Below are 19,986 nucleotides of genomic sequence, written 5' to 3' on the forward strand. Positions count from 1 at the left end.
GTGGGATCGAGAATGGACGGGGCTGGAATCACTCGAACCGCTCGCAGAAATCTGCCTTCCGGTCACCCGTCGAACGCCGGTCGTCGAGGCACTCGCTAGAATCTCCCTCTTGGGACGTCATACAGGTTTTGGATAGAGGGCTGGGTCACAGCTCTCGGTCGTAAAAATTCCGTCGGTGGCCCACTGATTTGACGTAGAGGACATCTCCGTCACGGTCCCATTCGATGAGTGCCCGGTAGTCCCCGATTCTGACGGAATAATCGTCTCGCCCGGAGAGCGGTTTCAGGTAGTGATCTGGCCAGTCGCTGATGTCGCGGAGTTTCTTCTTGATCCGTGATTGGACATCTGATTCGAGGTCTTCGAGAGCGTCTTTCGCTCGCTCGGTAACGTAAACCTCGGCCATCTATAGGTCTTCAAGAGACGTTACGTTGCCATTCTCGATCTGCTGGCGAGAAATACGGTCGTCTTCGAGCGTCCGCTCGGAGAGTTTCGGCTGTTCGATCAGATGTCGGACTGCGTCCCTCACGAGTTCACTCTTGTTGAGGTAGTGCGGTCGGTCGTCGAGAAATGCCTCGATGTCCTCGTCCATCTCGTCGGGAACCTTGACGTTGAGTGTGCTCATGACTGTACCAGAGTATTACTCTCGATGGACGAAAAGTATTGCGCCGACGATCGAAACCGCGATCGTCCCGCGTCAGCCCATCACGACGCGCACGTCGTGGGTCTCGCCGTCCTCGAACGCGGGGACCGTCTGGCCGTCGATTTCCTCACCGTCGACTTCGACGCTCGCCACGCCAGATTCCACGCCGTCGGGGTTCTCGACCGAAATCTCGTAGGTCGCGTCGCGGAACTCCCGTTCCATCTCGAAGCCGTCCCAGTCGGCCGGAATCGACGGATCGACCACGAGGCCGTCGTGGTCGGGCCGCACGCCGAGGATGTACTGCGTGATCGCGACGTAGTTCCAGGCCGCGGTGCCCGTCAGCCAGGAGTTTTTGGCCTCGCCGGTGGTCGGGGCGTCCGGCCCGGCGATGGTCTGGGCGTAGACGTACGGTTCGGTGGTGTGGGTCTCGCTGATCTCCTCGCGGGCCGCCGGACAGATCCGCTTGTAGTAATCGAAGGCGCGCTCGCCGTTGCCCAACTTGGCTTCCGTGATCATGATCCACGGGTTGGTGTGACAGAACACCGATCCGTTTTCCTTGTAGCCCGGCGGGTAGGAGGTGATCTCACCGTAGCGCTCGTCGTACTCGGTGTAGGCGGGCTGGTGGAGCACGATGCCGTGCTCGGTCGCGAGTCGCTCGCGCACCGAGTCCATGGCGTCCTGGGCCTTGCCGTCGTTGAACCCGATTTCGGCCATCCCGCACATGCCGTTGGACTCGACGAAGATCTGGCCCTCGTCGTTCTCGCTCGACCCGATCGGGTCGCTGAAGTGGTCGTACGCCCGTCGGAACCAGGATCCGTCCCAGCCCGCGTCCTGCACTGCGGCGGTCATCTCGTCGGCGTACTGCTGGTACTCGTCGCTGGACTCGGGGAGGACGTCGGTCTGCTCTGCGAGTGCGGCGAGTTCTTCGAGCGCGTAGACGAACTGCCCGGCGATAAAGACCGACTCCGCGCGCTCCTCGTCGATGTCGTGTTCGGCGGTCTGGAACGACTCGTCGGGATTGTCCGAGAAGCAGTTCAGGTTGAGGCAGTCGTTCCAGTCGGCGTGGCCGATCAGCGGCAGGTCGTGGGGCCCGCGGCGCTCCCAGACGTACTCGACGGCGCGCTGGAGGTGCTCGGCCAGCGGCGCTTCCGTGCCTTCCTCGTTCTCGAAGACGGCCTCTTCGTCGAGGATCGAGGTGTCGCCGGTCTCTTTGACGTACGCGGCGGTCGACATCACCAGCCACATCGGGTCGTCGTTGAACCCGCCACCGATCTCGGCGTTGCCCTCGCCCGTCAGCGGGGTGTACTGGTGGTAGGCCCCACCGTCTTTCAGCTGGATCTTCGCGAGGTTGAGGATGCGCTGGCGTGCGCGGTCGGGGAACTGATGGAGGACGGCGAGCTGGTCTTGCAGGGAGTCACGGAAGCCGATGCCCCGCGTGAGCCCGGTCTCGTACATCGAGGCCGACCGCGCGAGGTTCATCGTGACGGTGTTCTGGTAGGCGTTCCAGGTGTTGACCATCCGGTCGGTCTCGGGGTCGGGCGTCTCGACCTGCAGTGCCGACAGCTGATCCGTCCAGAACTCGTCGAGTTCGTCGAACGCCGCATCGAGCGATTCGGGGTCGCAGTACTCCTCGATCGTCGGCTCGACGTACTCTTTGTTGACGACGCCCGGTTCGGCCCACTTCTCGTCTTCGGGGTTCTCGTGGAAGCCCAGCAGGAAGACGATCTCTTCGCTTTCCCCGGGTTCGAGGTCGAGATCGATCTGGTGGGAACCGATCGGGGCCCAGCCGTGGGCGACCGAGTCGGTCGCCGCGCCGTCTTCGAGCACCTGGGGCTGGTCGAACCCCTCGTAGTTGCCGAGGAAGGCGTCGCGCTGGGTGTCGAACCCGTCGATGTCCGCCGAGCACGCGAAATAGGCGAAGTGCTCGCGGCGCTCGCGGTATTCGGTCTTCTGATAGATCGTCGAGCCCTCGATCTCGACTTCGCCCGTGTTGTAGTTGCGCTGGTAGTTCGAGATGTCGTCCATGGCGTCCCACAGACAGAACTCGACGAGCGAGAACAACTGGAGACTGCGCGCCTCGCTCCCCTCGTTGGTGACGGTCACGCGCCAGGCTTCGAGGTCTTCGCCGGGCGGGACGAAGTAGGTCACGTCGGTCGCGACGCTATTTTTCGTGCCGCTGATCGTCGTGTAGCCGAGTCCGTGGCGACACTCGTAGTCGTCCAGATCGACTCTGGCGGGTTGCCAGGTCGGCGACCAGTACTCGCCGGACTCGGCGTCGCGGACGTACAGGCCACGGCCCCCGACGTTGCGGGGCGCGTTGTTGTACCGATACCGGATGAGTCGTCGATACCGGGGGTCCTGATAGAACGAATAGCCGCCGCCGGTGTTCGAAATCATCCCGACGTAGTCCTTGCGGCCGATGTAGTTGATCCACGGCCGGGGGGTTTCCGGGTCCGTGATGACGTATTCGCGGGCGTCGTCGTCGAAGTGGCCGTAACTCATGAGTCACGTGAAAATCGCCGATTCGGGCCTTCAAGGTTACGATGGCGGGTCACGGATCGTGGCTCGGTGGCAGTCTGTCGGCGGCTGGTCACTCGAAACACATTTCAGTTTCGTCGGTACGATGTTCGGATACAATGGAGCGACGTCAGTTCGTCGCGGCGCTCGGAACGATGGCCACCGGCAGTCTCGTTGGCTGTTCGATGCCGTTTCAGTCCGCCGAACTCACCGATCCACGCCTCGTTACGAACGACACCAGCTACGGCTCGGAGCCCGCTGTCGATGTCGTCGTTCAGAACACGGGTGGGCAGGAGGGGACGTTCAACGGCACCGTCCGGGTGACCAACGACACTGTCGAGTTCTCCCAGGAGGTCTCGGTCACCGTCCCGCCGGGCGAGAACGCGACCGTTCGGACCGACCCGGTCGACGTTCCGGCGGCAGGGGCCTACGAGTTCGCTCTCGTCGGCCGCCCACCGTCCGCCACCCAACCGGAGGAGGGGACGGTCCGACCGCAGGTCCTCCATCGATCGAATCTGGTCGTCTCGCCCGACACGCTCCAGGCCGGTGAGAGCGTGACCGTCGCGGATCGCTTGCGGGTGGCCGTCGACTCCTGCAGCGTTCAGGACACCGTCTTCGTCGCGACCGGCGGGGAACCGTCCGGCGTCTTTCGGGCGCCGACGGGGGCCGCGCTCGGCCTGTATCGCATCACCATCGAGAACGTCTCGACCGAATCCCTCCAGTGGGATCCCCAGCAGGCACTCCAGGTCCCGGGGGGCGACATCTATTCGAACGGGGCCGTCGGGCAGGTGGCCGACGCCGGGCCGGCGCTCTCTCGTCCGCGCACGCTCGATCCGAGCGCCACGGTGTCCGGACACGTCGTCGCGAAGCTCCCGAAAGCCGTCGCGACCGACACGCCGGCGCTCGCGATCGATGCGAACCCACAGACCGAGACGCCGGAGTACCGCTGGCAGTTCCCGAACGCGTCCGCCGACGGCCTCGCCGAGGTCACACTCGACGACGTGAGCGCTCCCGACAGCGCCACGGCCGGGGAGGGCTATCCCATCACGCTGACGTTCAGTAACTCCGGCGACGGAACCGGGACCGGCCGAGCGGTCCTCCAGTACAAGACGGCCGGCGGATGGCAGACCGTCGGCGAGTGGACGCTGCTCGAATCGGCGGAGTCGCCGCTAGTCGAGACCGAGGTGCCGCCTGGCGAGACCGTGACGACGACCGTCACCAACACGCCGGCCGAGGGTGTCAGTCGAACCGTCTCCTATCGAGCGCTCCCGACCGGGACGACCTGGAAAACGTCGTTCTGACGGCCCTGCCCGATTCGCAACACACAATGGCCGGTAGCGGGTACGGTGGCGTGATCGCTGTGGCGACACGGTTCGTGGATCGTGGCCTCCTGCTCGACGAGACGCTCGTCGTCGCCGACCTCCATCTCGGGCGATCGGCGGCGTCGAACGTCCAGGCGTCACTGGGCGGTGATCGGGCGACGCTCGATCACGTCATCGCGCTGGTCGACCGTCACGACCCCGAGCGGGTGGTGATCGCGGGCGACGTCCTCGAATCCTTTTCGTCGGTGCCCGACGGGGTGACCGACCATCTCGAAGACTTCGAGCAGTCGATCGCGGATCGGGACATCGCGCTGGACGTGATCGCCGGCAACCACGACCCGATGCTCACGGAGGTCTGGGACTATCCCCTCGCTGATCGCGTTCGGATCGACGAGACGCTCGTCGTCCACGGCGACACCGACCCGGACCTGCCGAGCGGGGTCGATCGGATCGTCATGGGCCACGAACACCCGGCGATCGAAATCGAGGGTCACAAACGCTTCTGTTTTCTCGTCGGTGAGGCGCTGTACCGCGGCCGGGACGTGATCGTCGTCCCCGCGATCAATCGCCTCTTGCGCGGGACGACCGTCAACGAGATGCGCGGTCGGGATTTCCACAGCCCGATTCTCACCGCGGCGGACCCGCTCCGTCCGGTGGTGTACGATGTCGAGTCCGAGGAGACGCTGCGGTTTCCGACGCTCGGGCAGTTTCGCGAGATGCTGTAATCGAATGGTGCGGTCAGACCAGCTCGAACAGCACGAGCACGTCCTGGGGGTCGACCCGTCCGTCGCCGGTGAAGTCGTAGGCAGTAGCGTGATCCTGGACCACCGCTTCGTCAGTGTGCTGGAAGAATGCATTCACGTCGGGGAAATCGACCTGACCGTTGGCGTTGATGTCTTCGTGGAGGCCGTCACCGTCGAGATCCTGTGGAACCGCCCCGTCGATCGGTTCGATCGGATCTGACGACTGATTCGCTCGGTCGCCCACGTGCCCGAGTGTGCCGAGTCTGACGCGAGAGCCACTGGAATCGTTCGAGTGGCTGGTTTCGAACGCGTACAGATTGCCATCCTCAGACCCGACGTACACCACCCCGTTCGACACCGTCGGCGAGGAGTCCACATCATTCCCCGTCGATGCGGTCCAGCGTTCGCTCCCGTTCTCGGCGTCGAACGCGTACAGGTTGTAGTCGTCAGACCCGACGTACACCACCCCGTTCGACACCGTCGGCGAAGAGTCCACCCAATGCCCCGTCGATGCGGTCCAGCGTTCGCTCCCGTTTTCGGCGTCGAACGCGTACAGACTGCCGGCGCCAGACCCGACGTACACCACCCCGTTCGACACCGTCGGCGAGGAGTCCACAACAAACCCCGCCGATGCGGTCCAGCGTTCACTCCCGTTCTCGGCGTCGAACGCGTACAGGGTGTCGTCCTTCGACCCAACGTACACCACCCCGTTCGACACCGTCGGCGAGGAGCCCACCCAAAGCCCCGTCGACGCGGTCCAGCGTTCGCTCCCGTTCTCGGCGTCGAACGCGTACAGGGTGTCGTCGTTCGACCCGACGTACACCACCCCGTTCGACACCGTCGGCGAGGAGGACACCCGATCCCCCGTCGACGTGTTCCAGCGTTCGCTTCCGTTCTCGGCGTCGAAGGCGGTCAGATTGCCGGCCGAAGACCCGACGTACACCACCCCGTTCGACACCGTCGGCGAGGAGTACACCCGATCCCCCGTCGACGCGGTCCAGCGTTCGCTTCCGTTCTCGGCGTCGAAGGCGGTCAGATTGTGGTCCCAAGACCCGACGTACACCACCCCGTTCGACACCGTCGGCGAGGAGTACACCCGATCCCCCGTCGACGCGGTCCAGCGTTCGCTCCCGTTCTCGGCGTCGAAGGCGTACAGATTGTCGTCCCAGGACCCGACGTACACCACCCCGTTCGACACCGTCGGCGAGGAGTACACCCCATCCCCCGTCGACGCGTTCCAGATCTCCTCGCCGGGTTCCTCGGGCGCGTCACTCGCGGCCGCCGCGCCGACGGGGTCAAGCGCCCCGAGCGGGCCCACTGCCACCACCGGCACGCACAGCACTCCGATCAGCACCGCGAGCCACACGACGCGACGGCGACCGACGCGCGTCACGTGTGCACCCCTGCAATCGGTGATACTCGGCTTCCCTCGTCTCGATTCGAGTGACGACCGAGCGAACCACTTCGACCCCGTCCGCGTGCACGGCAAATCATCTGATGACTGTCAATCCACTCTCTCGTTCTTAGTGTTTGCTATGTCAGACTTGATTTAACGTGCCCTCGGTGCTGTTCGAGTGCAGGCCCGGTCGATGGACGTGCTCTTTTTGTCGCCCGTCACGCCACTCTGTCCGGTCACTTGGAGCGACAGCGAGAGCCGAGCGAGTGTCGCGGGTAATCGACTGCCGCCGATCACACCCCCACCCGCCGCAACACCTTTCATTAACGAAGGACCAATCAATAAATATGGCCGCCTACGGCCGGCCGTCGTTGCGGGACCTGTTCGACGAGGCACCGACTCCCTTCATCGCGCACCCACCATCGACCCACCACCGGGATTACTACATCGCCACCGACGGCTCCTTCCGGGAGTCCGGCGGCGGTCTCGGCGTGGTGATCGAGACCCGAGACGGCGAGCGCGTGACGCGGGTGTCGCTGCCGGACGACTGCCCCGACAACAACGTCGCGGAGTATCGCGCCCTCCATCTCGGCCTCGACGTGCTCGCCGAGCGCGCGCCACCCTCGGCGTCGGTGGGCCTGCTCGTCGATCACGACGACCTCGCGGGCAACGTCAACCTCGCCATCCTGGCCGCACGCGGGCCGACCGGCGAGCCACCCCGCCCAGTCAGTCGCCCCCGTGCGACCGATCACCACTGGCGAGGCATTCGCGCTCGCCTCCACGGGTTCGGGCGCGTCCGCGCGGCCCGCCTCGATAGCGATCGAAACCCCGCCCACCCACTGGCGAACAGTCCCGACGAGTACGCCCACGTCGACGGCCGGCCGCGTCAGTGTGTGATGCCGGCCGCCCCGACGTCGCGCGACCCGATCCCGCCGCCGTCGCGGGCCGACCGACCGAGCAGCGACTGATCGGTCGGCTGTGCGACGGCCGTTCTCCCCCGATCAGTCCGCGAGCCAGGCGTCGTCGATTCGCAGGTGACCCCGATCGCCCTCCCAGACCGGTTCGGCGTCGATCCGGATCGCCCGCTCCATGTGCGGGCCGTCGGTGACGAGCGTCTCGTAGCCACCGCCTTCGCCCATCGGGTGGATACCGTGGCTGTCAGCGATCGCGGTGAGGTCGTCGATCGCGTCGCTGTCGATCTCTCTGCCGAGCCAGTCGGGACCGAGTCCGTCGGCGGCGACCTGGACGATCCGGACGGCGAAGCCCGCCGCGACCATCGCTTCGAGCGCCGCGCGTGGGTCGACTCCCCACAGCGGGGCATAGAGATCACAGCCGAGTCGGTCACACAGCGCCTCGATCCGATCGCCCTGGTAGGTCGAGGCGACCGCGCCGACGGTGACGCCACCGAGGCCATCGGGCGCGTCGGCGTCGATCGCCCGGAGTTCGCGTTCGAGCGCGGCGAGTTCGGCGTCACCGCGCGCGCTCGGATCCGTCGTGTCGAGGCCCGCGGCGTCGCTGGCGTCGACCGAGCGCGCGTCGAGTCCGGCACTCTCGGCGGCGAGCGCGACGAGATCGGTCGCGGGGACGTGATACAGAAACGAGTCCTCGGGCGGGTGGACCGTCACGAGCGTCTCGACGGGCAGGCCCCGGTCGAGCGCGCGGTGACAGGCCCACGCCGAGTCCTTCCCGCCGGAGTACAGCGACACCCAGGGCCGATCGAGCATACCTGGGGTCGCGGGCGCGCGCCAAAACGGGTTTCGGACGCCGATACGTGGGCTGTCGAACGCCGCTGGCCCGGGGCGCACGGGCCCGGAATCGGTGCCTGCCCATCGGAACGCTCGTGAGCCGACCCGGAATCGGTCGCCCGTTCGAATCCGTCGAGCGCATTGCGAACGATCCACAATATCTAATGCCCTGGAACACCCCGAGTAGGGATATGGATCTCGAGTGGAGCGCGGGGGTCGTCGACAGGGGCGGCGATCCCTCGCCCGACGAGTGGACGCCGGTGACGGTGCCCGGTCGCCCCGCGCAGTTTGCCGACGCCGATGCGGTGGCCTATCGGTGTTCCTTTGGGGACCCCCGAGACGATCCCGCCGAACACGTGCTCGTGGAACTCGACGGTGCGTTCGCTGAGACGAGCGTCTGGCTCAACGGCGAGCACATCGTCGATCACGACGTCTACTTCGAACCACTCCGGATCGCACTCCACGACGAACTCGACCCCGAGAACGAACTCGTCGTTCGGTGTGCGCGCCCCTCTGATGCCTTCGGGGGTAATTATTCGTCGTCGCGGACGCCACCCTCCGCGGCCGTGCCAGCGATCCGGTGGGGGGCAACCGTCGAGCGGCGGCCGGCGACGTTCGTCGATCGGGTGGGGGTCGTGCCACACGTCGTGGGCGACCACGCGGAACTGACGGTCACGGCGGCGATCGTCTCCAGTGCGGACCGCTCCGATCGCGTCACGGTCTCGGTCCGCCCGGAGACCGCCAGCGGGCGGGCGACCATGGAGCGGGCTGCGGTGGACCTCTCCGAGACCCGCCGATCGGTCGTCAGCCACGAGGTCCGCATCGACGACCCCATTCGGTGGTGGCCGTGGGAACTCGGTGATCCACACCGGTATCGCGTCGGTGTTTCGATCGCCGACTCCGAGGCGTCGGTTCACACCGGGATCGCGACGGTCGGTCGCGACGACGGCCGACTCGTGGTCAACGACCGGACCGTCCGGGGGCGCGGCCTCGTGCTCGACGACGCCACGCCCGAGGCCGTCAGCACCGCTCGTGACCTGGGCGCGACGGTCGTCCGCCCGCGTGCTCACGTCCCGCCGCGATCGGTCCAGACGGCCTGCGACGAACGCGGGATGCTCTGCTGGCAGGACCTCCCGCTGACGGGCCCAGTCGACCCAGACGTCGACCGCGGGCGGACGATCGCGCGGCGCCTGTTCAAGGCCCGCCGGCGACACCCCTCGCTCGCGATCGCGACCGTCCACGACGAGCCCACCGATCTGACGCCCGATGGGCCGCTCTCCGGTGGACTTCTCGGGCGGCTTCGGACGCGCTGGCGGGTCTGGCGCGCAGATTTCGACGCCGAGACGGCGACGGCGATCGAACGGGCGTTTCCCGACGCGATCGCGTCCGCGCCGGTCGTGGGCGCGCTGGGCACCGATCCCGACGCGACGGCGGCGTTCCCGGGCTGGTCGATCGGGGACGCCGACGCGATCGATTGGCTGCTCGACCGGTATCCGGAGGCGTTCGAGACCGTCGGGGCCGTCGGCGTCGGATCGATCTCCGATCCTGGGGCCAGCTTTCCCGACCCGGTCGACGACGCCCACCACGCGGCCCACGCGGGCGACGACGTCGCGGCCTCACAGGCCTACCAGCGCCGGACGCTCAAACACGTCGTCGAACGACTCCGCCGGGAGGGCTGTCCGCTGTTTGCGGTCGCGAGCCTCACGGACGTCGACGGCGCGGGCATGGGCGTCTACGACGGTGAGGGTGAGCCCAAACCGGCACGTGACGCGCTCGCGAACGCGTTCCAGCCGGTCGTGCCGGTGCTGGCCGATCCCTCGCCGGGGGAGAGCGACGTGATCGTGCTCAACGACGCCGACCAGCCCTGGTCCGGCGATCTGCGGTGGACTGCCGGGTCGGCGTCCGGGTCGGCGGACGTCACGGTCGGGACCCACGGCCGGTCGGTCCCGGCCACGATCGAGGTCCCCGAGGACTGCTCGCGGGTCGAACTCGTCCTCGCGCTCCCCGACGGCACGATCACGAACGACTATCGGGTCGCCTGAGGCGGAGTGCTGACGTCTCCAGGCGGTGCCGATCGGGCCGGTGTGTGGGAGTCTCTGTGTCACGACGAGCGTAACATTCTTAAGCCGCCGTCCGATACCTTCATTCACCTGAACGCTCCTGGCGTTCGGCAGCATCGCACGACGACCAGCATGAACGGGCAATCTTATCGCGTAGCGTCAGTCCGTCGCCAGTGGCTGGACCGATCACGTTGGCCGTCGCACACCCGTCAGGGCGGAAAGGCATCGAGGAATCAATCATGGCAGAATCGATAGACGAATCCAAGAACGTAACGCTGACAGACGACGACCTGGAGAACAACTCGAAGGGCGAACTCATCAAACTCGCCGGCAAGCTTCGTGACCGGCGAAACGAACTCAATCAACTCGCCAGCGAGCGCGCCAGCGATCGCGACGACCTCAACGCGAAGACCCGCGAGAAGGTCGACGAAGCCCAGGAGCACCGCGAGAAACGCGACGAACTCAACGAGCAAGTCCAGGAGCACAAAGAGAAACGGAACACGCTCAACGCCGAGGCCAACGAGCTGTTCGACGAGGTCGATCAGAAAAAAGAGGATCTCGAACTTCAGGAGGGCAAGTCCGTCGACGAGCTCGAAGACGAGATCGAGGACCTCGAATTCAAACAGCAGACCGAAGTCCTGAGCACCGAGGACGAGCGCGAACTCATCGAGAAGATCGAAGGCAAGCGTGAGCAACTCGCCGAGCGCAAGGACAAACTCGACAACACCGAGGACGTCGAGTCGATCAAAGAGGAGGCCGAAGAGATTCGCTCGGAAGCGTCCCACCACCACCAGAAGGTGACCGAACTCGCGGACGAGGCCCAGAAACACCACAACGACATGATCGAGGCCTACCGCGAGGCCGACGACATCCGCGACGAGGCCGACGAGATGCACGAGAAGTTCGTGGAGGCCCAGGAAGCGGCCGACCAGCACCACGAGGACTTCGTGCGCGTTCAGAAGCGCCTCCGCGAACTCGACAAGAAAGAGGAAAAACAGGAGCAGTCCCAGCGCGAGGCCAAACAGGAGGCCGCTCGCGAGGAGGCCGAAGAGATCTACCAGCAGTTCAAAGACGGCGAAACCCTCGACACCGAGGACCTGATGAAACTGCAGAAGACCGGCCTGCTGTAAGGCCGACTGCGACACCGTTCGGGACTCCCCGGGAGTGCGACCGCACTCCGACGGACACGAGTGGAAGAGGATTTTTATCGTCGCCGCACTGACTGAACCTGTGAGCACGCTGGTCGTCTGTATCGATCGAACGGGGGCGCTGACGACCAGTCGCGACTCGCCGGTCATCGGTCGGTCGGCGGTCGAGTCACTGCTGCTCGAAGCGGGCCTTCTCGACCCCGAGGACAGCCGTGTCAACTGCCTGCTGGAAGCGTTGCGCGTGGCCGACGAGACCGCCGCCGACGGGGGCAACCCGCTGGTCGCCGTCCTCTCTGGCGCGGACGATCAGGTCGGCACCGACCGCGCGGTCGCCCGGCAGATGGACGCGCTCGTCGAGGCGTACGACCCCGAGTCGGCGATCGTCGTGGTCGACAGCGCCCAGGACGAACGACTGGTGCCCATCGTCGAGAGCCGCCTCCCGATCGACGCCGTCGACCGGGTGGTCGTTCGCCAGGCCCGAGACATCGAGTCGACCTATTACCTGCTCAAACAGTTTCTCGCAGACGAAGAGCTTCGACGGACCGTTCTCGTGCCGATCGGGGCTGCGATGGTCGTGTTCCCGGTGTTGATGGTGTTGTTCGAGGACATGACCACCGCGCTCGGGGCGATCGCAGGCGTGGTTGGGGCCTTCCTGCTGTACAAGGGCCTGAACCTCGAAGATCAGGTGACACGCGCGTCGACGGCGTTCCGCGAGGCGCTGTACGCCGGTCAGGTCGCGCTGGTCACGTACGTCGTCGCCGGCGGGTTGGCACTGATCGCGGTGTTCGTCGGCCTCCTGGAGGTCTCGGTCACGCCGACCGATCGCGCGGTCATCCTCGCGATGCAGTTCGTCTACCGGGCCGTCCCCTGGGCCGGGGCCGCCGTGCTCGTCGCGGCGGTGGGTCGACTCTCCGACGAGGCGATCCAGGGCGACGGCGTCGGCGCTGCGCTGGTCAATCTCCCTTTCGTCGCGGTCGCGGTGGGCGTCGTCCTCCGTGGGGTCGCGGCGTACTTCCTCGAACGCGCGGGAATTTTGGGCTCACTCGACGTGCCCTGGATCGTCGTCGGCGGCGTCGGTGCGGAGACGCTCACGCTGGTCCCGCGGATCCGGCTGGCACTGTTTCTCATCGCAGGAATCGTCGTGAGTCTGATCGGCGTGCGCGTCGGCAGTTACGTCACCGGAGAAATAGAGCCCGCCAGTTCGGATCAGACGAGCTGATTCAGATCGTCAGCTTCGAGCAGTTCCTTGTACCGATTCCGAATCGTGACCTCCGAGACGTTCGCGACCTCGGAGACCTCGGTCTGGGTGACCCGCTCGTTGGTGAGCAGGGCGGCGGCGTAGATCGCAGCGGCGGCCAACCCGACCGGGGACTTCCCGGAGTGGAGGCCGTCCTCGCGGGCGGCGTTCAGCAACTCACGGGCCTTCCGCTCGGAGGCCTCGGTGAGGTTCAACTCCGAGGTGAATCGAGGCACGTAGCTCTCGGGGTCGGCGGGCTGGACTTCGAGTTCGAGTTCCCGGACGATATACCGGTAGGTTCGGGTAAGCTCCATCTTCTCGACCCGGGAGACGTTCGAGATCTCGTCGAGACTGCGGGGGACGCCGGCCTGGCGCGCGGCGGCATAGAGCGCCGAGGTCGCGACGCCCTCGATCGAGCGTCCCGGGAGGAGGTCCTCTTCGAGACTCCGCCGGTAGATCACGCTCGCGGTCTCGCGGACGTTGTCGGGGAGGCCGAGTGCCGACGCCATCCGGTCGATCTCACCGAGGGCCTGTTTGAGATTGCGCTCCTTACTGTCGCGGGTGCGAAAGCGCTCGTTCCAGGTCCGCAACCGCTGCATCTTCTCGCGCTGATTCGAACTCAACTGCCGGCCGTAGGCGTCTTTGTCCTGCCAGCCGATATTCGTCGAGAGCCCCTTGTCGTGCATCATCTTCGTCGTGGGCGCGCCCACGCGGGACTTCTCGTCTTTCTCTTTGGCGTCGAACGCACGCCACTCCGGGCCGTGGTCGATCTCGTCGCTTTCGACGACCAGGCCACAGTCCTCACAGACGGTCTCGCCGCGCTCGGAGACGGAAGCGAGACGGCCGTCACACTCGGGGCACTGCTGTTCGGTCGTCTCCGAGTGTTCGGCCGTTTCTCGACGTTCGCTCGTCGTTTCGGTCTCGTTGTCGTTGACGCGTGTTCGTGTATCGGACATGGTGGAGGGAGGGGGTGGAGGCGGGGGGTCGGATCGCCGGGAAGACCACTGTTAAAGACGTTACGTGCGAAAGGTACTTGAGTGCTGGCACCTCATTTCGGAAATTGATTTTGAGAACACCGTGGCGAAAGTCGCGGTTACCAGTTGACTTCTTCGTGACGTTTCCGTTACGATCTCTCTAACGGGAGTTTAACCGCCGATTACGGCGTCCTCTCGCCAACCCGCCCGTGGTCGTCGGACACTCTGGAACTATGGCTATCGAAAACTAGAATTCGATCAGTCGATGCGGTCGACGGCGTCGCTGATCAGGCCGTCGAGCAGTTCCGGCGTCGTGGGATGGTACGCCCGATCGGGAATCTCACGGACGTCGAGGCCGGTCTCGACGACGATCTGCATGGTCTTGGCCATCACGTCGGCGTGGTAGTGTAGGCCCTGCCAGCCAAGGACGGTGCCGTCGGTCGCGGCGACGAGGCGGGCCCGACCGTCCGGGACGGCTTTGGCCTTGAACACACCGTCGTCGGAGGCCTCGCGGTCGACGACGACGAACTCGTGGCCCGCTTCGTTCGCGGAGGCCGCCGTGTGGCCGACCCGGGCGTACGGCATGACGCCGAGTCCGGAGAACATGACCTCGTGAGTGATCGAGTCGTGCTCGCGCAGCGGCCGCCCCGCAGTGTGGCGGCGAACGTTCTCGGCAACGACCGCGGCCTCTTCTTTGGCGACGTGGAGCAAGGGCCGCCGGCCGTCGGCGTCGCCAGCGACGAAGACGCGCTCGTCGGCGGCGGTCTGCATCGTCGATGCGACCCAGCCCTCGCCGGGATCGATCGCCGTCGCGTCGAGATTCAGTCGGTCGACCGCGGGGCGACGCCCGGTGAACAGGTAGAGGTCGTCGGCGTCCAGTGTCGATCCGTCCGCGAGATTGGCGATGACACCGTCGCCGTCGGGGGCGACCGACTCGACGGTCGCGTCCATGTGGATGTCGATGTCGTACGCCGACCGGTAGTAGTCGTGGAGGTCCGTCCCGAACGGGTCGTCGGCCCGCGGGAGGAGGTCGGGGAGCATCTCGACGGCCGTGACGTCGACGCCCGCCTCGTGGAGGTAGGGGACGAGTTCCAGGCCGATGTACCCCAGACCAAGTGCGAGCACCGAATCCGGGAGGTCGGTCGCGTCGAGGACGTCGGCGCTGGTCTTCGGGTCGATACGATCGATGCCGTCGATCGGTGGGACGTTGACCACCGATCCCGTCGCGATCACGACGTAGTCGGGGTCGATTTGCCGGTCGCCCACTTCGAGGATGCGATCGTCGACGAACCGGGCGGACTCGCGCAGGAGGGTCACGTTCTCCCGGTCGGCCAGCGCGTCGACCGCGTCGCGACGGTGGCCCGCCCACGAGAGGGTGTGCTCGTCTTTGCGCTCGACGACACGCTCCAGGTCGATCTCGGGGACTGGCCCGCCGAGACGGTCGTCGTGACGCGCCGCGAATCGGTGTTCGGCCGCCGAGATCACTTCTTTCGAGGGCATACACCCGCGGAGAATGCACAAGCCACCGCCGGGGTCGCCGTCGTCGATCAGTGTCAACTCGACGTCTTCGTCGGCCAGTTCGCTCGCGACATCGGAGCCAGCGCTGCCGTACGCGCCGATCACGGCGACGTGGTCGGTCATATTCGCTCACCGATGGCCACGGGCATAACGGTTGTGCGGATCCGGATCGTGACGTCACACGCGCGACGCGTGTCTGACGGGGAGTTAAGTGCCTTCGTGGTCGTTTTCCGAGGAGAGACCCGTACGCGCGGGCAGATACCCATGGGACTGCTCACAGAACTGCGCGACAGCATATCGAGGGCGGCCTCGACGCTGTTCGCGGCCGACGACCCCAAACGTATCGGCATCTATGGCCCGCCAAACGCCGGGAAGACGACGCTGGCCAACCGGATCGCCCGGGACTGGACGGGCGAAGCGGTCGGGCCGGAGAGTCACATTCCTCACGAGACCCGCCGGGCCCACCGCAAGGAGAACGTCGAGATCGAACGCGACGGCGGGACCGTCGAGATCGACATCGTCGACACGCCAGGCGTGACGACAAAGGTGGATTACACCGACTTCCTCGAACACGATATGGAAGAAGACGCCGCGGTCGAGCGCTCCCGGGAGGCCACCGAGGGCGTCGCCGAGGCGATGCACTGGCTGCGCGAGGACGTCGACGGCGTGATCTACGTGCTCGACGCCACGGAGGACCCCTTTACGCAGGTGAACACGATGCTCGTCGGCATCATCGAGAGCCAGGACCTGCCCGTGTTGATCTTCGCGAACAAGATCGACCTCGAACACGCCAACGTCGGGCGGATTCGCAACGCCTTCCCCCAGCACGAGACCGTCCCGTTGTCGGCGCTGGAGGGCGACAACATGGACGAAGTGTACGATCAGATCGCGGAGTACTTCGGATGACCCCGGAAGCCACCGAACGATCCGACGGCGTCCGTATCGACCTGGTGAGTGCCGACCGCATGGCCGGGCTGACCACGATGGAGAAGATCCGGACGATCCTCGACGGGGTCCGTGACGGCAAGATCGTCATCCTCGAATCGGGACTGAGCCCCGAGGAGGAGTCCCGTCTGATCGAGGTGACGATGACCGAGATCACCCCCGACGAGTTCACAGGTCTCGAAATCGAGACGTACCCGCGCTCGGAGACCCGCGATCGGAGCTTCCTCGATCGCCTGATGGGCCGGGAATCGACCTCGAAGCTCACCGTGATCGGGCCCGCCAACCAGATCGAGACGCTCCACAAAGACGAGACGCTCATCAGCGCCCTGGTCTCCCGGAAATAATGCCACACCTCTGTACCGCCTGTGGGCGCTCGTTTGCCGACGGGTCCAGCGAGATGCTCACCGGCTGTCCCGACTGTGGGGGCTCGACGTTTCAGTACGACCCCGAGGGCACGGACGGCCCGGTCGCGACCGCGGGCATCGAGTCGTCCGACGAGGCCCCAACGGGCGACGCGGGCGGGGACGGGACTGACGAGCAAGCGACTGCGTCGACAGGCGCGACTGCGTCACCCTCACAGCCAGCCTCGACATCTTCCGCGGGCGCGGGAGCCCGCGAGCCCGAGCCCACGCCCGAACACGAGGAGTCCGCGACCGAACGCGAGAACGCTGCCCAGGCCCAGGCGCGCGCCGAACTCGCAGATCCGCCCGCTTACGAGTCGAGCGACGAACCGACCGCGAGTCCGGACCGCGAGACCGTCCGCGAGGCGCTGACCGACCAGTTCGAGTCCATTCGCGTGATCGATCGCGGGCAGTACGAACTCAACCTCGTGGAGCTGTTCAACCGTGACGAGTACATCGTCAGACTCGGTGAGGAAGGCCGGTATCACATCCAGATGCCGGAATCCCGCCGGTGAGCCTGCGACGCGGACGTGCAGTCGGCACACGGGCTTTTTGTACTGAACGACACCCGCTCGATTCGGCCGTGGGTATATGTTTTCTGGTACCTGCAGCCTTCCAATAGCGTCAGACGTTTCCTCCGCTCTTGGAGAGCCCGAACACAGTGATTGAGTCATCGAGGAAAGCTCTCTGAAACTTGTGACAACCTGCGCCCAAACCCACAAAACATATACCACAGGGGGAAGGACATCAGGGTGTACCGCCGGTACCCCTCGGCCCGCAGTGGGCCGGGGCCAACGCCGGCGCGAATCACAAACCATGACATCAAAACGCGAAAAATTCAACGGTGTGTTCATGGCGGCACTGATGGTGCTTTCAGTGTTCGCGATGGGCATGGCTCTCACGGGCTCGGCCGCAGGGGCCTCTGTGGGAACGGCAACGCAAGACAAGATCGACGACGCTGACAAGAACGTCACGTCGAACGCACGGCACTGGGTCGGACAACAGCTCTATATCGACGCTAATGACACCACGTACGCGGATGCGTCGTGGGGTCTGTACGTATCTGAGGGAACAGACGGTCTCGGTACGTTCGTGACTGAGGTTCCGCTTGACGCGAACGGGACGGGACTGATTGACTCGACGACACTCGCCGACTACGACGGTGACAAGTTCGTCATCACGACGTCGACTGATGACGCTGTCACGTTCGGCAACGGTGCCGTCACGAACGTCGCTAGTGGGTCGGCTGACGTCACGGCCGAAGAGTTCCGCGTCGTCACCCAGACTTTCTCGGCGTCCGCGGACGACACGACCGTCGAGAAAGGCGACAGCACCACGATCAGCTACACGACCAACCGCGACGGCTTCGATGTCGAGATCTCCTCGGACAACGCAACGTCGGGGGAACTCGCTGACATCTTCGCGGGCAACGGTAACAACGTCGTCGAGAACGACGACACCGTGACCGTCGAAGGTCTGGGCCAGAGCGACGACATCAACGCTGACTTCACCGATATCGATGTCGGTGACTACACGTTCACGGTCGAAGTGACTGACACGTCCGCGTCCGGTGAGGCCTCGATCACCGTCGAGGAATCCTCTGACGTGAGTGTCGACCTGCCGGAAACGTCCGACGTCGACCGCGGTGACGTCGCGTCGATCCCGGTCGAACTCGAATCGACCGACACCGCGTACGTCGCGATCGGTACGATGGACGGCGCTGGCTTCCGCACGATCGTGGAAGTCAACGACGGGAGTGACGACGGTGAGGTCACCCTCGAAGCCAACACGTACAACATGCTCGACCACGACGCGAGCATGGACGACAAGTTCTGGACGGCTGACGACGACGACTCCGTCGAGAACGTCTGGTACAACAGCACGGACATCGACACCCCCGTTCGAGTCGGTGGCGGCGCGAAGAGCCACGACGTTCGTGCGGGCAGCAGCTTCGACACGAACAACTACGAGATCGGCGGTGACACGGCCCGAACCGTCATGCGTGTCTACGAGCGCAGCACGGGCAACATGTCCATGTGGACCGCTCCCGCTGACGCCGAAATCACTGAGCTCGAGGACGTCACGGACGCCGTCTCCGACGACAGCCTCACCCAGAGCCAGTACATCGCTGAGGGCGACTACGCGGTCGCCGAACTCGAAGCCACCGGTATCTTCGGTGCGCTCGAAGCTCAGCCCGGCAGCAACAACGTCGAGAAACTCGTTTCGCTCGACGAGAACGTTAGCAGCCTGAACTTCACCGTCGAAGTGCCTGGCGGTAACGCGTACGAGGAAGACTCCAGTGTCGACCTGTCGGCCAACGCTGGGGCGATGACTGTCATCACGAACCAGGAGGACGGACAGCTGTTCGTTCTGATGGACACCGACAACTTCGACGGTGTCGCAGACGGTGACCAGCGCCTCCCGACGTTCACCGTCAACGCTGGTGACACCGGCACGACCCTCGCGACGTCCGACGAGGACGACGCGACCGTCGACAAAGTCTTCGAAATGGAGTCCGTGGACGTCGAGTTCGACCAGAACGACGTCTCGCCGGAAACCAACCAGACCATCTCCGGTGAAACCAACCTCGCGCCCGGGACGGAACTGACGCTCTCGATCGAGTCCGACCTCGAATCCGACTCTGCGTCGGCGTTCCTGACCGAGTTCACCGCGACCGTCGCGGCCGACGGAACCTGGTCCGGTCAGGCCGACTTCTCCGAAGGTAACGACGGGCAGGGCTACACGGTCTCGGTCTCCGAGCCTGCTGGCATCGACGCCGACTACGACGCCACGATCGGCAAGCCGACCGCGTCGCTCTCGATCGGTGACGCGACCACGAGTACCGTCACCGTCGACAGCGTCTCGCTGTCGGAGGGTGGCTTCGTGGTCGTCCACTCTGGTAGCGCCACCGGCTCGTTCGCTGGCGTCTCCGAGTACCTCGAACCCGGTGAGAGCACCGACGTCGAGATCGGCGTCTCCGGTGTCAGTGACGGCGACGAAGTCTACGCCGTCGCGCACCTGGACGCTAACGGTAACGAACAGTACGACGGCGACGCCTCCTACAAGAACGCTGACGGCTCCGCCGTGAGCGCATCCGCTTCGGTCAGCGCCGCAGAGGAAGAGCCGACCGAGACGCAGACTGAAGAAGAGACGACCGAGATGGACGAGGAGACGACCGAGATGGCCGAGGAGACCACCACCGAGGAAGGACCTGGCTTCACCGCCGTCCTCGCACTCGTCGCGCTGGTCGCCTCCGCGCTCGTCGCTGTTCGTCGCTGGGACTAATCGCACCGCTCGCTAACTACTTTCTTTCCGTTTTTCACCCGGCCAGCCGTGGCTG

Annotated in this window: 17 protein-coding genes; 10 read left to right on the plus strand and 7 right to left on the minus strand. The window is 65.4% G+C overall.

Translation table 11 applies throughout. The features are described from left to right. Positions 1-145 precede the first annotated feature (145 nt). From HARCEL1_RS02065 to HARCEL1_RS02075, 3 genes are all read right to left on the minus strand, one after another. Positions 146-403: a type II toxin-antitoxin system RelE family toxin gene (locus HARCEL1_RS02065; protein ID WP_108380950.1), complete on the minus strand. Its 258-nt coding sequence runs from the start codon at positions 401-403 to the stop codon at positions 146-148. Continuing rightward, a complete protein-coding gene (locus HARCEL1_RS02070) occupies positions 404-622 on the minus strand; it encodes a ribbon-helix-helix domain-containing protein (protein ID WP_108380951.1) in 219 nt (72 codons plus the stop codon). A 72-nt stretch (positions 623-694) separates the two neighbouring features. Continuing rightward, positions 695-3,142, minus strand: coding sequence for a GH36-type glycosyl hydrolase domain-containing protein (locus HARCEL1_RS02075; RefSeq protein ID WP_108380952.1), 2,448 nt, complete (start codon positions 3,140-3,142; stop codon positions 695-697). Between the two features lie 134 nt (positions 3,143-3,276). On the opposite strand from HARCEL1_RS02075, the gene HARCEL1_RS02080 reads away from it, so the two are divergent. Both HARCEL1_RS02080 and HARCEL1_RS02085 read left to right on the plus strand, forming a co-directional pair. Next, entirely contained in the window at positions 3,277-4,458 is a 1,182-nt protein-coding gene (locus HARCEL1_RS02080; protein WP_108380953.1) for a hypothetical protein, read from the plus strand. Between the two features lie 26 nt (positions 4,459-4,484). Beyond that, positions 4,485-5,204, plus strand: a complete 720-nt coding sequence (locus HARCEL1_RS02085) for a metallophosphoesterase family protein (protein WP_233357382.1) — start codon at positions 4,485-4,487, stop codon at positions 5,202-5,204. Positions 5,205-5,217: 13 nt separating this feature from the next. On the opposite strand, the gene HARCEL1_RS02090 is transcribed toward HARCEL1_RS02085, so the two are convergent. Further along, the gene (locus tag HARCEL1_RS02090; protein WP_159076977.1) at positions 5,218-6,555 is read right to left on the minus strand and encodes an outer membrane protein assembly factor BamB family protein; all 1,338 of its coding nucleotides are present in this window, start codon (positions 6,553-6,555) and stop codon (positions 5,218-5,220) included. A gap of 410 nt (positions 6,556-6,965) precedes the next feature. On the opposite strand from HARCEL1_RS02090, the gene HARCEL1_RS02095 reads away from it, so the two are divergent. Then, entirely contained in the window at positions 6,966-7,586 is a 621-nt protein-coding gene (locus tag HARCEL1_RS02095) for a reverse transcriptase-like protein (RefSeq protein WP_108380955.1), read from the plus strand. A gap of 33 nt (positions 7,587-7,619) precedes the next feature. Here HARCEL1_RS02095 and HARCEL1_RS02100 read toward each other — a convergent pair whose 3' ends face one another. After that, a complete protein-coding gene (locus HARCEL1_RS02100) occupies positions 7,620-8,342 on the minus strand; it encodes a diphthine--ammonia ligase (RefSeq protein ID WP_108380956.1) in 723 nt (240 codons plus the stop codon). Positions 8,343-8,554: 212 nt separating this feature from the next. Between HARCEL1_RS02100 and HARCEL1_RS02105 the strand changes: the two genes are divergently transcribed. From HARCEL1_RS02105 to HARCEL1_RS02115, 3 genes are all read left to right on the plus strand, one after another. After that, positions 8,555-10,405: a glycoside hydrolase family 2 protein gene (locus HARCEL1_RS02105; RefSeq protein WP_159076978.1), complete on the plus strand. Its 1,851-nt coding sequence runs from the start codon at positions 8,555-8,557 to the stop codon at positions 10,403-10,405. 257 nt (positions 10,406-10,662) lie between these two features. Next, on the plus strand, positions 10,663-11,553 hold the full coding sequence (locus HARCEL1_RS02110) for a coiled-coil protein (RefSeq protein WP_108384048.1): 891 nt from the start codon (positions 10,663-10,665) through the stop codon (positions 11,551-11,553). A gap of 100 nt (positions 11,554-11,653) precedes the next feature. Next, positions 11,654-12,790 carry a DUF373 family protein gene (locus tag HARCEL1_RS02115; RefSeq protein WP_108380958.1) on the plus strand — a complete coding sequence of 379 codons (1,137 nt, stop codon included), beginning with the start codon at positions 11,654-11,656 and terminating at the stop codon, positions 12,788-12,790. On the opposite strand, the gene HARCEL1_RS02120 is transcribed toward HARCEL1_RS02115, so the two are convergent. After that, positions 12,778-13,764, minus strand: coding sequence for a transcription initiation factor IIB (locus HARCEL1_RS02120; protein ID WP_108380959.1), 987 nt, complete (start codon positions 13,762-13,764; stop codon positions 12,778-12,780). The two genes, HARCEL1_RS02115 and HARCEL1_RS02120, sit on opposite strands and share 13 nt — an antisense overlap. Before the next feature lie 276 nt (positions 13,765-14,040). Beyond that, positions 14,041-15,423, minus strand: coding sequence for a dihydrolipoyl dehydrogenase family protein (locus HARCEL1_RS02125; RefSeq protein WP_108380960.1), 1,383 nt, complete (start codon positions 15,421-15,423; stop codon positions 14,041-14,043). A 141-nt stretch (positions 15,424-15,564) separates the two neighbouring features. Between HARCEL1_RS02125 and HARCEL1_RS02130 the strand changes: the two genes are divergently transcribed. From HARCEL1_RS02130 to HARCEL1_RS02145, 4 genes are all read left to right on the plus strand, one after another. Continuing rightward, positions 15,565-16,206, plus strand: a complete 642-nt coding sequence (locus HARCEL1_RS02130; RefSeq protein ID WP_108380961.1) for an Era-like GTP-binding protein — start codon at positions 15,565-15,567, stop codon at positions 16,204-16,206. Continuing rightward, positions 16,203-16,589 (plus strand): DUF2073 domain-containing protein, encoded by a 387-nt coding sequence (locus HARCEL1_RS02135; RefSeq protein WP_108380962.1) that lies wholly within the window; start codon positions 16,203-16,205, stop codon positions 16,587-16,589. Before HARCEL1_RS02130 ends, HARCEL1_RS02135 begins: the two co-directional genes overlap by 4 nt. Continuing rightward, positions 16,589-17,161, plus strand: a complete 573-nt coding sequence (locus HARCEL1_RS02140) for a Zn-ribbon domain-containing protein (protein WP_108380963.1) — start codon at positions 16,589-16,591, stop codon at positions 17,159-17,161. The genes HARCEL1_RS02135 and HARCEL1_RS02140 overlap by 1 nt, the downstream gene beginning before the upstream one ends. Before the next feature lie 337 nt (positions 17,162-17,498). Beyond that, positions 17,499-19,931, plus strand: a complete 2,433-nt coding sequence (locus HARCEL1_RS02145) for a DUF7282 domain-containing protein (protein ID WP_159076979.1) — start codon at positions 17,499-17,501, stop codon at positions 19,929-19,931. Positions 19,932-19,986 lie beyond the last annotated feature (55 nt).

Origin of the sequence: Halococcoides cellulosivorans (assembly GCF_003058365.1) — an archaeon.
In the GTDB taxonomy this organism is placed as follows: Archaea; Halobacteriota; Halobacteria; order Halobacteriales; family Haloarculaceae; genus Halococcoides; species Halococcoides cellulosivorans.